Genomic DNA, 13,330 nt, shown 5'->3' on the forward strand with positions numbered 1-13,330 from the left:
ACTAATCTTAACAATCGCACTGCCAGTATTGGTTACCCGTTTCCGTCAAAGGCGGACGACACGGAATACGGCTATTTGCACCACCAGCGATGTTTGGTGTTTGCTCTTGAGGCAAGCTTTGTTTTTTATCTAATTGTTTTAATGCTGTTTTTTTAAATTTTAATTTCATCTTCTTATCCTTGAGTTAATCTTAATTTATAAATCATGTTGTTTAAGGTTGATAGTCCAACAAGTCGATCTCTATCCCATCAGGCCAACCTAAAACACTGCTCGACTATACTAACAACGGCACTGACCGTAATCCGTACCAGTCAACGTTTCCGTTAAACGGCATGGGATTCTAGTGTTTGGCTCAGCACCGCCAGCTACTTGAGGGGTTTGCTGTAAAGGTAGGTTTTGGTTTTTATCTAGTTGCTTCAACGCTGATTTTTTTAATTTTAATTTCATTATCATTTCCTTGAAATAGTCGTTTAGTGATAAGAATTTATCACTAATTCTTAAGCTGCCATGAAAAAATTAAAAATTCAACATTATTAACAATAAAGTTAACTTTAAAATTCACTCCCTCATTAGGACAACAGTTAACCATATGTTAAATAATGTTTTTTAACCACAACCCCCAAAAAACGCACCATTAAAAACAAACAAAAAATTAATAAATCTGCAATCTAATGAGATAAGCTTACCTCAACTAGGCATCTTGTTGCTTATCCATAAAATCAGCCATACGCGCGAGTAACTCGGTTTCTGTGAGATCTTCTTTATGCGTGCCAATCGTCCAGACATGACCAAATGGGTCTCGTAGCGTTCCCGCCCTATCACCATAAAACTGATCACAAACGGGTGTGACTTGCTGTGCCCCCAATTCAATTGCCCCCGCAAACACAGTGTCCACATCGTCAACATACAACATCAAGCTAACGGGCGTGCCACCAAGCTCATTGGGATCTTTAAAGTGCATATCAGGGCACATATCTGAAAGCATCACATAAGAGTTACCAATCAGCAGCTCCGCATGTGCTATTCCTCCATCTGGCATAGGTAACTGAAGCTTTACGCTAGCGCCAAAAGCAGCTCGGTAAAACTCGATAGCTTTTGCTGCACCAGCCACAATGAGGTAAGGCGTGAGTGAATGATAACCGGGAGGAATTGAAGAAGTCGCCATAATATGGATCCTATAAAGTCCGTTAAATTCCCTCTAAAACTAGCCGATTATTTGAAATATGCGAATTAAAATTGTGATGCTCATGTTATTGCAGCGATGAGATTTACTCATAACTCGAGTGTTGATTAACGAATTATTTACCTATATGCTAATTTGGTTTTGTTCATAAAACACACAACAACTTGTAAGGGATCAGTATGAAACCAACTTCTATATTACGATTGGCTTGGACGAGCGGCGCTCTCATCCTCGCAGGCCAAGCAAACGCCTACGACTGTAGTAATTTAGCCCTGTGGTCTGAACAACAAGTCTACAGACAAGGGGATATTACAGAGTCCCAAAACCAAGCATATGAAGCTAAGTGGTACAGTCAAAACGACAATCCAGCTGGCCACTCAGGTCCTTATGATGTCTGGCGGTCACTTGGAGCTTGTGCAACGGGGTCAGGTCAAACGCCGAGTGTCGTACTCACCAGCCCAAATAATGGTGCTGTGCTGGGCGAAAATGACAGCGCTGTTTTTTCCGCTGATGCCAATGATGCCGATGGTGACCTAGCTTATGTCGAATTCTTAGTAAATGGCCAAGTTATCGCAACGGATACTAGCGCGCCATTTCAAACCACTTGGAGCGCAGTACTTGGCGAATACGATATCAGTGCAATTGCCACCGATTTACAAGGGCTAACCGGAAGTTCGCAATCAGCACGGATCACAGTAAAACCGGGCGGGGGAAATTTACCACCGAACGTATCCATTGTAGCACCAGCCAACGGCCAGCAATTCTATCAAGGCGATATGGTAGGGATCAGCATCACCGCTGAAGATAGCGACGGTACTATTGCGGGAGTAGAAATTAGCCTGAACAACCAGCTTGTCGCGAACCTAACAACCTCCCCTTTTGAGTTCCAATTCCAAGCGGAACAAGTTGGCGTAAACCAACTAAATGTAAAAGCGATAGACAATCGAGGCTTGGTGAGTGAGGCAAACCTTGCCATCGACGTGTTAACAAAAGTGGGAGGTGGCTGCCAAGGCCTTAGAGCATACAGCGCTGGACAAAATTACCAGGCTGGTGAACTCGTCGCGCATAATAATCATAAATATCGCTGTGACATCGCAGGCTGGTGTAGCTCAAACGCGCAGTGGGCATACGAGCCAGGTACAGGCCAGTATTGGACCGATGCTTGGAGCGACTTAGGGATCTGCGCAATCGCGCCAACCGTAACGTTCGAAAGCCCGTCCAATAATGGTACTGTTTTGGTCAATGCGCCCACCACTATCTCTGTCAGTGCTCAAGATACTGACGGCAGTATTGCTACACTGTCACTCTATGCTGACAACACACTCCTCGCCACAGCCAATCAAGGAACACTTAGCCACAGCTGGACACCGACAACCCTCAATCCGGTAAGCTTAAACGCCATTGCCGTCGATAATGAAAGTAATCAAAGCGAGCAAACAATCACAGTGAATGTAACTGATAAACCGATTGCCGTTGATTTACTCGCCCCCACTAGCGGCAGCCAAATTACCTTGGGTAATTCCACTCAATTGATTGCACAAGCATCCTCTTTTGTTGGACAAATCACACAAGTACAATTTTATGCTGATGGCGTATTACTCAATACAGACGCAACGCCACCCTACGAATATAGTTATGCACCGGCCTCAATCGGCACAAAAACACTTTATGCCACGGCCACCAACGACAATAATGAACAGGTGTCCAGTAGCGGCGTGACAGTTCAAGTCATCGACAAACCCATCGGTAAAAAGCACAAACTGATTGGCTATTGGCATAACTTTGTCAATCCAGCTGGTTGCCCTATTCCACTTGATCAGATGTCTACTGCTTGGGACATCATCGATATTGCCTTTGCTGAAAATGATAGAAACTCGAATGGCACAGTGCACTTCACACCATTTGAAAAAGACATTCGCTCTAACTGCCCGCCTATCGACCCAGTAAAATTCAAATCCGACATGCAGGCACTACAAGCGCAAGGTAAAGTTTTTGTGCTAAGCCTTGGTGGTGCAGAAGGCACAATTACCCTCAATACGGATGCCGATGAAGCGGCATTTGTCAGCAGCCTCACCGGTATTATTCAACAATGGGGATTTGACGGGCTCGATATAGATTTAGAGAGTGGCTCGAACCTTGTGCATGGCTCTCAGATCCAAGCTCGGCTGCCAAGAGCATTAAAACAAATAGAACAAAATATTGGTGGCAATATGGTACTTACCATGGCCCCTGAGCATCCCTACGTACATGGTGGCATGATTGCCTATTCAGGTATTTGGGGCGCTTATATTCCACTTATAAATGAGCTACGCGACACATTAGATTTACTGCACGTACAGCTATACAACAATGGCGGCCTACCTAACCCATACGAACCGGGAAGTGCTCCTGAGGGCTCAGTGAACATGATGGTTGCTCATGCAAAAATGCTGATTGAAGGATTTGATCTTGCTGATGGCACCCGCTTTGCGCCACTTAGGGATGACCAAGTAGCCATTGGTCTACCTTCTGGCCCACAGTCGGCAAATTCAGGTCAAGCGCCTATCGGCAATATCATCAATGCCTTAGATTGTTTAACCAAAGGTACAGGATGTGGCACTATTCAACCCAACAGGGCTTATCCGAACTTTGGTGGCGTGATGACATGGTCGATTAACTGGGATAAGTACGATGGTTATAACTTCTCTCAACCCATTGGCGATAAATTAACGCAGATGAATCGAGGAAATTAAAGTTACATTGGCCTGGGCTTGGTATTTACGTCAAACGTTATTCTGAGCTCAGGTTGATGAATCAATAAAATACAAAGAATAAAGGCAGGTACTGCCCAGCTCCTGCTTACTTAATTGCTAACAATTTTCAGTCGTGTAGTTATCGCATCGAGCGCTTGTACAAAGTGCAGTGGTGATTAAATCACACTCTTTAGTCGTGGTTTCACAACCAATCGTGCCAGGCCTCGTTGTATAACCGCCTGCCACATTAGGCGTCGCTGCATAATCAAGTGTTTGGCTGTTTTTAGATAAAGACTTTAATTTTTTAACCGTTAATTTCATTGGTAATCCTTTTTTGTTTTATTGATAAATTCAGGAACTAGCTCATAATAATTTAGTCCTGAACTTAAGTTGTATCACCTGAACAAAAAACACTCAACCCAATTAAAGCAACTATTCAATCATTCGCGTGTTATCACTGTATTTTTGCCAGAACCACACTGAATAACCCTATAACTTAGACTATGTAGCAATCAGCCAACGACACAAACAAACAAGGCTGATAAACGGTCAACAGCTTTTTGCTTGGAAATAAACTATTTCTCCCCTACTATTAGAGCGTTACACGCAAATTCATAATGAATCCCAAGGTCGATATGAAATCTTTTCCATCGCTTTATTTAACAAATCTATTCTTAGTCGGTGGGACAGGCCTGCTGACTACTTACTTAGCGCTTTATTTAGGCCAGCACGGCGTCAGCACGTTTTGGATCGGCTTGCTTACCTCGTTTTATTACTTGGGTTTGTTGCTCGGTGCCAAATTAGGCTACCACCTGATCAAATCAGTTGGGCATATTCGCGCGTTTGCGGCAAGCACAGCTGCAGTGACGGCCTGCGTAGCAATACATGGGGTGAGTGACAATATCTATCTTTGGCTTGGACTACGACTTGTGGTGGGTCTTGGCATGATGTGTAACTTTATGGTGCTCGAAAGCTGGCTGAATGAACAAGCAGCACCAGAGCAGCGAGGGCGGGTATTTTCTTTTTACATGCTCACTTCCTACCTCGGTATGGTAACTGGGCAGTTTGCGCTTTCTAACTTCCCCGAGCTTGGCTATGCGCCGCTATTTTTAATTGTTGTTGCTTTATCCTTTGGAATTATCCCTATTTCAACGACGAGGCGGATCCACCCCAAGCCACTTAAACCTATTCAAGTCAGTCTGTTTACCTACTTCAAAAAAGTGCCTCAATCTCTTACGGCGGTCTGTTTTGCCGGAGTGATTAATGGCAGCTTTTATGGCCTTGCCCCGACTTTTGCCAGCCAATCAGGATTTAATGCCGAAGAAATTGCTATGTATATGTCGGTAACAATTTTTGCAGGTTTGCTTGCACAGTGGCCAATGGGCATTATCTCTGACCGAGTTCGCAGAAGTATCTTACTGCGCAGTAACGCTGTTTTTATTGGGTTGATTTCTCTTTGTATATTTTTACTGCCACTGAGCCCAAGCTACAGTCTTTGGCTGACTTTTGGCTTTGGGTTATTTGCATTTACCATGTACCCACTTTCTTCGGCACTAGCAAACTCCCGTGTTGATGATGAAGACCGTGTTGGTGTTTCTTCCGCATTGCTGGTGGCGTTTGGGGGAGGTGCCTGCGTTGGCTCGGCCGCTATTGCACAGATCATGTCCCATTTTGGTCATCAAGCCCTATACGCTTCGTTAAGCGCACTAACCGTTGTTATGTTTTTACTCCTCCACTTTATCAACGCCAGACAAAAAGCTGAGCAGCCAGAGCCTAGCGACTATGTGGCTGCGACTTCTGATATTACCAGCTCACCGCTCGCAGCCACCATGGACCCGCGTATCGAAGAAAAAACAGCACACGAACAGCTACTTGTCGTTGACGAATATGCGCCTCGCGATAACGACGATGAACTCGACGACAATGATCAAAATAGTGAGCCAACCGAGGAGCTGGACGAAACGACTAACAAACCTCAGCCATAGTCTGACTGATAAACGCTCGTAACCAACGAAGTGCAGGATATTGATGCTGCACTTCGTGCCACACCATAGCGACATCAAAAGCACAGTCAGGTATCGGATTTTCAACGAGGGTAAAATCAGCTCCGAGTTTTGACGCTTGACGAGCTGGAATAAGTGCAACCAACTCGGTATTTCTCACCAGTTCCGGCACCAATAAAAATGAGGGTACTGACGTCATCACCTGCCTCGATACACCATATTGCTGCAAGATTGAATCAACGAATGTCGAGGTGCTATTTCCTTCAAAAGACACCACAATATGCTCAAGCTTCACATAATCTGCGATTGTCATTTCTGGCGTTAGCTGTGGATGATGTTTTCTGCCAATCAAGACATACTTTTCTTGATATAAGGTTTTAAATCTTAACGAATCAGGCCCACATTCCGGCGACATTAATGCCAAATCGAGTTCTGACTGTTGTAGCTGGGCTGCAAGCGTTGCTATTTTTAAGTGGCAAAGCACGACCTTGATATTGGGCGCAGCGATTTTTAAACGCCGTATTACCTCTGTCATCACCACTAACTGTAAATAGTCGGTACATGCCACTTTAAAGGTTAAATTGGCCGTTTCTGGGAAAAAGTCTTGATGCTCGACTAACACGTTACTTACTAGCTTCATCGCAGCGCGAAGTTCCGGCAGCAAAGCAAGCGCTTTAGCAGTTGGTAGCATGCCTTTATGAATTGGGACTAATAACTGATCATCAAATAGTCCGCGCAGCCGACTTAGCTGAGTGCTTACTGCAGGCTGGCTGAGGTTCAACCTATCTGACGCTTTGGTCACATTGCACTCTTCCAGTAACACCACCAAAGTCTGAAGCAGGTTTAAGTCCACCTTTTTGCTATCCATTTAATTTATACCTAGGGTAAAAATATTCAATTTCATTTATAGCAAGATTACAGAGATAGTAACAACTCCTTTTCGTTACAGAGCACTTATCATGACCAAATCCGCACTAGTGGTATCGGCACATCCAGAGCCGACTTCCTTAACCCAGACACTCGCCAAAACAAGTGTTGAAACCTTAACGCGCATGGGTTTGCAAGTTCAAACTTCAGATCTATACCAAATGAAATGGAAGGCTGTGGTTGATGAGACCGACTTCCCGCAAGATGACTCACAAGCACCACTTGCGATTATTGCAGCATCTGGCAAGGCATATCACTCAAACACCCTAACCGAAGACGTTATTCAAGAGCAGCAAAAATTGCTGGCTGCCGATTTGGTTATTTTTCATTTTCCACTTTGGTGGTACAGCGTGCCTGCCATACTTAAAGGCTGGTTCGATAGAGTCTATGCCTATGGCTTTGCTTACGGTTATCAAAACAAAGGGAACCAATTGCGCTACGGCGAGGGAGTTTTACAGGGAAAGCGAGCGTTAATTTGTGTAACCACAGGTGGTGGATATGAGGATTACTCTCCTTTAGGGATAAACGGCACAATGGACGAATTACTATTTCCGATCACGCACGGGACTTTGTTTTTCCCAGGTATGGACGTTCTACAAAACCATGTTATTTTCGACGCAAAAGGCGAACCGAATCAACGTATAGCTGATGAAATTGTCAATTGGTCAGAGCGCTTAACACAGGTATTTAGTGAACAGCCAATCCCCTACCGAAAACAAAATAGTGGCGATTACATCAACGGCCAAGTGCTAAAAGCCGAAGTCGCTATGGGAAAATCGGGTATTGCTGCACATATTGCTTAATCAAGGCCTTATCAGCTATGTTTATAGGATGTAGCTGATGATTGATGAGTATTGTGATTTGCAAAACACTTGGATTGCCTTTTGTGGCGTTATGCTGCTCACGGCTTGTACCATAGCCAATAGCTGTGAGCTTGCTGTACTTGATGGTAGTGTCGTGCTCAATTCCTCAAAGATACAGCCTAAATGTCGTTTTAAACAAGATCAAACCGGCCAGTTGTCTGCTGCGGCTAAGTTCACCTCCGCGCTAACTCGTCAAACGCCAAATTCTAAAATAAAGCCGCTATCACAGGAGCAAGCTCAGCAATCATGCAACATTGACGCTACCCAAGGCAGTTTGACTTGTACATTTAATGGCAAAAGCGACCACTTCACGCTGACTAACACCGTTAAACAAGGGAAAATCGCATCAACAAACTGGCAAGATGATGAATATGTTTACCTTGGCTGGGTGACCAATACTGAGGTATTAATGGGCTATATTGCGTTTGGCGCCCTTAACAAGCATACCGCACCCTTTTTCATTCCCGCCTCCCAGTTTTGCCAATATGGTCTAAGCCCGCATATTATCGACCTTGGTAAGGGCAACTTATTGTGCCAAAACCACGAGGGGCTTTGGTCTCATAGCCGTTTACTGCCCCTACCACAGCCCTGCCAACAACCACAACAAATGCTCCAAGATAAAGGTGGGATTTGGGCGCTGGAGTTTATCGAAAGTAGCTATCAATGGCGGTTCTGCAGATATACCGATAACGCAGGTAGCCTGTTAGCCGCATACGAATACAGCATAGACTTAAAAGCAACGCTGGCTCGGTATGACTTACAGCCCAGTGATTACACCCAACTCACTTTTTTATCCGATGGCGATACTAACGCTATCGCGAATGCGGTGGAAATAGATAACGTCTTTCCGGTCAGTGATATTACGCCAGAGCTTGACCCACAGACGATAGAGCTACCTATTCAGCAGCTACAATACAAACTAACTAAGCTAGATTAGGCCTGTTGATCTTGTGCTTCACGTAGCACTTGCGTTTGGCTATTTTGCTTTCTAAATTGATTTGGCGTGGTTCCCGTGGCGATTTTAAATGCTCTAGTAAATGGTCCAACCGACGCAAAACCACTTTCCAGTCCAACGACAAGTACTGGCCAATGCTGTTTAGCGGGGTCTTGTAACAGCACTTTGGCATGCTCAACCCTCAACTCATTGACCAATTGGCTGAAATTTCGCGCTTGCAGGTTTTGCCGTATCACTCGGCTTATCTTGTATTCAGGTTCATTAAATTGCTGAGCTAAGTCAGCAACTTTTAACCCTTCTTTGAGAAAGCCTTTTTGCTTGATAAGAAAGTGTTCCACCTGTTGCTGGAGCGCAATATCATCCTCGGTTTGTGTTGGTTCATTTGATTCAACGCGCCTTACTGATGTAATTGTACGTTGAGATGAAAATCGCCAATACAGTAACACTTGCGCCGTCAATATAATGAGGATGGCTGCGCTTGTCACTGCCCACTCTTGAACTTCACGATTATCGGCAAAGCGATTTTCGACTAATTTGGTGCCTGCGACGCAAATAAAATAAGCGGATAAGAATAGCACCCTTTGTGCTTTTTCTTGCCCTTGAGACTGTGAGAATCCTCGGCACCCTTCCCAAAATGCCAACATGAGTACACTAGATGACAACAACAAAGTAAGCTCATACGCCGCAATGTTAAACCACTCAACAAATCCGCTAGCATTCATGTGTAATTGACTGTCGATAAACAAATAGCCTTGCCGCCACACGACTAAGGCAGCAATGGCGATTGCAAACACAACATGCCTTTTTAAAATGGCATGCTTTTCTCTAAATAGTGCCCGAGCAAGCAACCAAAACCCATTACAGGTCACGCAAGCGCCCATGCCAATTAAATACTGATATCCATTTAAAGAATCTTGAGTCAGCTTTTTGGTCGTGGCCAATGCTATCGAGCCGCACACTAAAGCAAAGAGTAAATGTGCTGCTTTTTTCTCTTTTACAAAAAGCTGAGCAACAACCAAAGTGCAACATAGGCTAAGTAAAAGTAGGTAATAGTTTTCAATAGTCATGGTGATTGAAGGAATATTGATCGACACAGAAACTCTAACAGCCACACCAAAAGCATTCAAATTAACTTTGTAAATAACCATTACATCAGGTCAAGTAAACTTAACACCACCATTTTTAAAATTCGGCCTACTTTCTTTGCTTTGATTTTCAAAATCAAAGCGACGAGATAGCAAAATCTTATCATTTTATATATCAAGTTCATTGATTTATAAGGATAAGTATTTTGTCTTCCCTCAATCTAACCAAAACAACTGGGCTTTTCTTTAGTCCCTTTAGCGTATTGAATGGTGCCGTAAAGAGCTGGATATGTATCGCACTGCTCGGGCAATGGATGTTTGCTGTTTATATCTTAGGCCTATATGCCATCCCGCTTATCGTGGGACTCACAGAGCAAAGTGCAGCGGTTTCACCGGCGAGTGGACACACAAAAGATGCCAAGGTGTTTTTTAGCCATGTTTTACCCGCTGTGATTTTGGCCACCAGCGGTTTATTACAGCTTATTCCTGCGGTGCGAAAACGCTTTCCACGCTTTCACCGCTACAACGGACGCGTATTTTTTATTCTCGGTATTTCGGGCGCACTCACAGGATTATATCTCACTTGGGTAACCGGTCTTAGGCTAAGCGATGTTGGTGCCATTGGGATAACACTCAACGGTATATTAATTCCCATTGCGATATTTTTTGCTTGGCACGCTGCCATACAAAAAAATATCGCCGCACATCAACGTTATGCCGCACATAGTTTTTTGTTGGTTAATGGGGTATGGACATTTCGTCTTTATTTGTTTGGTTGGTACATGGTCAACCAAGGCTTCAATGGCAATACCGCAACCTTAGATGGCCCTGTCGATATATTTATTTCGTTTGCCTGCTATCTGCTACCAATGGTACTCGCAGAACTCTACTTTTGGGCAAAACGCCAAACCAACGTCAGCGCACCGGTGTGGATAATCGCGGTGATGATGAGCCTAGGTTTTGTGATCACCGCGATTGGTGTCTGCGCGGCCGCTGTCATGATGTGGTGGCCACGCATTTCAGCCGTCTTTTTTAGTTAAATTACAGTTTAATCAGTTAGGAGACAACACAAATAATTCCTAGGCGCTGCTATATAACCCGTTCCTTGTCGTTTTGACTCGTGTTAAATTAGCGATGATTTTTAAGCAGGGAACGAGCGGTTATGCAAACTAGGTTAGTTACTCACATTGTTATCGTGGCTATTTTTACATTGCTGTCAGTTGGTAGCGCAGTTGCTAATAACTCAGCAGATCCGAACTCGACACTGCAGCTTTCGTCCGCTTATTTTTCGCAAAAAAGAACGGTTCATATCGTCCTGCCACCAAGCTATGAGCAAGGCAATACAAGCTATCCAGTGTTATATCTGACTGATGGCCAGAGCAATCTTGAACATACCGCTTCGGCGGCTCGCTTCTTGGCACAACAACATAAAATACCTGAACTTATCATTGTTGCCATCGAAACCAACGAACACCGCACTCGAGATCTGACCCCGTCTTATCACAAAGGCAGCCTTGCGGTACTGGGACATTTTGCAGGTCCAACACGACAGCAAAATCCGGGCGGTGCAAAAATGCTACTGCAATTTATCGACAAAGAACTCATCCCATACGTAGACAAGCATTATCGCACATCAGGCTATCGCGCGTTAGCAGGACACTCATTCGGTGGGCTGTTTGCAACCTATGCGCTACTTGAAAAACCCGATTTATTTAATGGTGTGATGTTGGCAAGTCCAAGCCTTTGGTGGGATAAAGAGCGATTATTAAATGACTTACTGGCAAAAGCGTTAATCAACAAGTGTATCTACATCAGCGTGGCAGACGAAAGCGCAATCATAACACAGCCATTTCAACGTCTTAATGATGCTTGGCGAAAGCCAAATGGCATTGACTTCAAAGCACAGCACTTTAGCAGCGAAACCCATATGAGCGTCGTCTACCCGAGCTATTATCATGGTCTGCAGCACCTCTTTAACCATTATCAGCCATCCTTGAAGGTAGCTGCTGCCGGTGTTACTCAGCTGGAAAATCATGTCGCCATCGCTAAGTCACTATATGGACTCAAGACTTACCCCTATAGTGCGCTGACTTCGCTCGGGTATGCCGCCCTATTCGAACGTAACTTCACTGCGGCCATCAACCTGTTTAGCTTTGTGAGCCAGCACAACTCAGAGTCTCTCAATGCACTGCAGCAATTGGCGATGGCTTATCAGCAAAAAGGAGATAAGCCATCACTATTAAAGACCTACCAAGCCATGCTTAAGCTTGAAGGGCTAAGTGAAAGCGAACAAAAACATTTGCTCTCTGAAATCAAAGCATTGCAACACTTACATTAACTGATTTTTTCTAAAGTGATGATATTCACTCAACGCAAGTGGCACAGAAACCACTGGGTTTTGTGAATGCCCCGCGCCCTCGCTAATGCTGTGTCCCCAACGCACATTGACAGGCGCATGTTGTTCAAGTGCATCTAATAAACCGTGAAATGCCCCCGTAATGATGTCATTCTCAGCACCGCCGATGGAGAGGTAAATATACTTAGGTTTGCCTTGAACATTGGCTAGGCTTTTTGCGAATTCTTTTACGACAACCGAGTCGTCGTACCACGCAGCAGGACTAAAAGCAAAATAGCCATCAAAAAGCGCTGGTTTAGTCACCATGGTATAAAGTACAAAACTTCCACCAGCAGAGAACCCGCTTAATACACGGTTGTCGTTAATTGAGTAGTTAGCTTCTAAATAGGGTAACAGCTCGCTTTCAACAAATTGCAAAAAACGATCTGCACGACCAAAAATGGCAGGATCATTGTCACTCTCTGGACGGGCCTCAATCGCAACATCTTGTCGAGCATAAGGCGGCACTAAGTCGCGGTTGCGGGTCTCAGTCCAAAATTGATTGGGAATAGACACTAAAATTGCATCTTCTACCCTACCTTGTTCAGCAAGGCTGCTTAGTACCTCATCCCACCGCGCGAGATTAAAGTTGCCGTCGGTGCGAATAATGAGTGGATAACTATGTGCCTTGTCATATTCTTTTGGGAGGCGAATAAAGACCTTTCGATCTTCATTAAGCACTTGTGAAGACAACACTACATCAACATAATCTGAAGTGTAATGAGACTGATACTGGGTAAACTTCCAACCAACAGCTACGCTGGCGATTAAACCTAAGAAATAAAATAGATATCGCTTCATAAAACTTCCTGTCATTGTTTTTATTATTTCGTACTTTTGAATACTGTTTACTTCATCCTACTGTATATTTTTTAGAAACTAAATCGCAACTGCTATTATATAGGCAGATAAACATAACATCATGAAAATACTAAAGTTTATGCCAAATTTAAATGTAAGATTATGTTTTAAAAAATAAACTTTCGCTGTAATGTGGTGTAATGGATAAAATCAGAATCTACCCTACCCTTACGCTGCGCAACAAATTTGCAACCAATTAAGTTCATTTTTTTTACTCGCGCAAATCATGTATCTGCATCAGCAGTACAGCCAGATACTTCTTACACCATTTGAACAATATCTTGTCGCTGTTGTGAGATTTTCCGATTAGATAATGCAAATGGTAT

Annotated in this window: 13 protein-coding genes; 6 read left to right on the top strand and 7 right to left on the bottom strand. The window is 44.0% G+C overall.

Annotated features, from left to right (window positions below; all coding sequences use genetic code 11):
• Window positions 1–7: 7 nt before the first annotated feature.
• The 3 genes from NO992_RS10250 to NO992_RS10260 all read right to left on the bottom strand — a co-directional run bounded on the left by NO992_RS10250 (window position 8) and on the right by NO992_RS10260 (window position 1,165).
• On the bottom strand, window positions 8–169 hold the full coding sequence (locus NO992_RS10250) for a hypothetical protein (protein WP_017217812.1): 162 nt from the start codon (window positions 167–169) through the stop codon (window positions 8–10).
• A 110-nt stretch (window positions 170–279) separates the two neighbouring features.
• The gene (locus NO992_RS10255; RefSeq protein WP_017217813.1) at window positions 280–447 is read right to left on the bottom strand and encodes a hypothetical protein; all 168 of its coding nucleotides are present in this window, start codon (window positions 445–447) and stop codon (window positions 280–282) included.
• Window positions 448–691: 244 nt separating this feature from the next.
• On the bottom strand, window positions 692–1,165 hold the full coding sequence (locus NO992_RS10260) for a VOC family protein (RefSeq protein ID WP_371376706.1): 474 nt from the start codon (window positions 1,163–1,165) through the stop codon (window positions 692–694).
• A 197-nt stretch (window positions 1,166–1,362) separates the two neighbouring features.
• On the opposite strand from NO992_RS10260, the gene NO992_RS10265 reads away from it, so the two are divergent.
• Window positions 1,363–3,915 (top strand): Ig-like domain-containing protein, encoded by a 2,553-nt coding sequence (locus NO992_RS10265; RefSeq protein WP_371376709.1) that lies wholly within the window; start codon window positions 1,363–1,365, stop codon window positions 3,913–3,915.
• A gap of 117 nt (window positions 3,916–4,032) precedes the next feature.
• Here NO992_RS10265 and NO992_RS10270 read toward each other — a convergent pair whose 3' ends face one another.
• The gene (locus NO992_RS10270) at window positions 4,033–4,236 is read right to left on the bottom strand and encodes a hypothetical protein (protein WP_017217816.1); all 204 of its coding nucleotides are present in this window, start codon (window positions 4,234–4,236) and stop codon (window positions 4,033–4,035) included.
• A 314-nt stretch (window positions 4,237–4,550) separates the two neighbouring features.
• On the opposite strand from NO992_RS10270, the gene NO992_RS10275 reads away from it, so the two are divergent.
• Window positions 4,551–5,900 carry an MFS transporter gene (locus tag NO992_RS10275; protein WP_371376712.1) on the top strand — a complete coding sequence of 450 codons (1,350 nt, stop codon included), beginning with the start codon at window positions 4,551–4,553 and terminating at the stop codon, window positions 5,898–5,900.
• On the opposite strand, the gene NO992_RS10280 is transcribed toward NO992_RS10275, so the two are convergent.
• Window positions 5,881–6,786: a LysR family transcriptional regulator gene (locus NO992_RS10280; protein ID WP_371376715.1), complete on the bottom strand. Its 906-nt coding sequence runs from the start codon at window positions 6,784–6,786 to the stop codon at window positions 5,881–5,883. The genes NO992_RS10275 and NO992_RS10280 overlap by 20 nt on opposite strands.
• Before the next feature lie 91 nt (window positions 6,787–6,877).
• Here NO992_RS10280 and NO992_RS10285 point away from each other — a divergent pair, with 91 nt between their 5' ends.
• The gene (locus NO992_RS10285; RefSeq protein ID WP_045961921.1) at window positions 6,878–7,648 is read left to right on the top strand and encodes an NAD(P)H-dependent oxidoreductase; all 771 of its coding nucleotides are present in this window, start codon (window positions 6,878–6,880) and stop codon (window positions 7,646–7,648) included.
• A gap of 37 nt (window positions 7,649–7,685) precedes the next feature.
• On the top strand, window positions 7,686–8,645 hold the full coding sequence (locus tag NO992_RS10290; protein WP_371376719.1) for a hypothetical protein: 960 nt from the start codon (window positions 7,686–7,688) through the stop codon (window positions 8,643–8,645).
• On the opposite strand, the gene NO992_RS10295 is transcribed toward NO992_RS10290, so the two are convergent.
• Window positions 8,642–9,757, bottom strand: a complete 1,116-nt coding sequence (locus NO992_RS10295) for a helix-turn-helix domain-containing protein (RefSeq protein WP_371376722.1) — start codon at window positions 9,755–9,757, stop codon at window positions 8,642–8,644. The two genes, NO992_RS10290 and NO992_RS10295, sit on opposite strands and share 4 nt — an antisense overlap.
• A gap of 197 nt (window positions 9,758–9,954) precedes the next feature.
• Here NO992_RS10295 and NO992_RS10300 point away from each other — a divergent pair, with 197 nt between their 5' ends.
• Complete coding sequence (locus NO992_RS10300) at window positions 9,955–10,788, top strand: DUF2306 domain-containing protein (protein WP_371376725.1); 834 nt, start codon at window positions 9,955–9,957, stop codon at window positions 10,786–10,788.
• Between the two features lie 122 nt (window positions 10,789–10,910).
• Window positions 10,911–12,086, top strand: a complete 1,176-nt coding sequence (locus tag NO992_RS10305) for an alpha/beta hydrolase-fold protein (protein WP_371376728.1) — start codon at window positions 10,911–10,913, stop codon at window positions 12,084–12,086.
• Here the strand turns inward: NO992_RS10305 and NO992_RS10310 are convergent.
• Window positions 12,078–12,944: an alpha/beta hydrolase gene (locus NO992_RS10310; protein ID WP_371376732.1), complete on the bottom strand. Its 867-nt coding sequence runs from the start codon at window positions 12,942–12,944 to the stop codon at window positions 12,078–12,080. The genes NO992_RS10305 and NO992_RS10310 overlap by 9 nt on opposite strands.
• Between the last annotated feature and the right edge of the window lie 386 nt (window positions 12,945–13,330).

Source organism: Pseudoalteromonas sp. DY56-GL79, from assembly GCF_041414765.1.
GTDB lineage: Bacteria > Pseudomonadota > Gammaproteobacteria > Enterobacterales > Alteromonadaceae > Pseudoalteromonas > Pseudoalteromonas piscicida.

Excerpts from the sequence above, each read along its gene's own strand:
- NO992_RS10255 (WP_017217813.1), bottom strand. The coding sequence starts at position 447 with ATGAAATTAAAATTAAAAAAATCAGCGTTGAAGCAACTAGATAAAAAC.
- NO992_RS10280 (WP_371376715.1), bottom strand. The coding sequence starts at position 6,786 with ATGGATAGCAAAAAGGTGGACTTAAACCTGCTTCAGACTTTGGTGGTG.
- NO992_RS10265 (WP_371376709.1), top strand. The coding sequence starts at position 1,363 with ATGAAACCAACTTCTATATTACGATTGGCTTGGACGAGCGGCGCTCTC.
- NO992_RS10250 (WP_017217812.1), bottom strand. The coding sequence starts at position 169 with ATGAAATTAAAATTTAAAAAAACAGCATTAAAACAATTAGATAAAAAA.
- NO992_RS10310 (WP_371376732.1), bottom strand. The coding sequence starts at position 12,944 with ATGAAGCGATATCTATTTTATTTCTTAGGTTTAATCGCCAGCGTAGCT.
- NO992_RS10285 (WP_045961921.1), top strand. The coding sequence starts at position 6,878 with ATGACCAAATCCGCACTAGTGGTATCGGCACATCCAGAGCCGACTTCC.
- NO992_RS10275 (WP_371376712.1), top strand. The coding sequence starts at position 4,551 with ATGAAATCTTTTCCATCGCTTTATTTAACAAATCTATTCTTAGTCGGT.
- NO992_RS10305 (WP_371376728.1), top strand. The coding sequence starts at position 10,911 with ATGCAAACTAGGTTAGTTACTCACATTGTTATCGTGGCTATTTTTACA.
- NO992_RS10290 (WP_371376719.1), top strand. The coding sequence starts at position 7,686 with ATGATTGATGAGTATTGTGATTTGCAAAACACTTGGATTGCCTTTTGT.
- NO992_RS10270 (WP_017217816.1), bottom strand. The coding sequence starts at position 4,236 with ATGAAATTAACGGTTAAAAAATTAAAGTCTTTATCTAAAAACAGCCAA.
- NO992_RS10260 (WP_371376706.1), bottom strand. The coding sequence starts at position 1,165 with ATGGCGACTTCTTCAATTCCTCCCGGTTATCATTCACTCACGCCTTAC.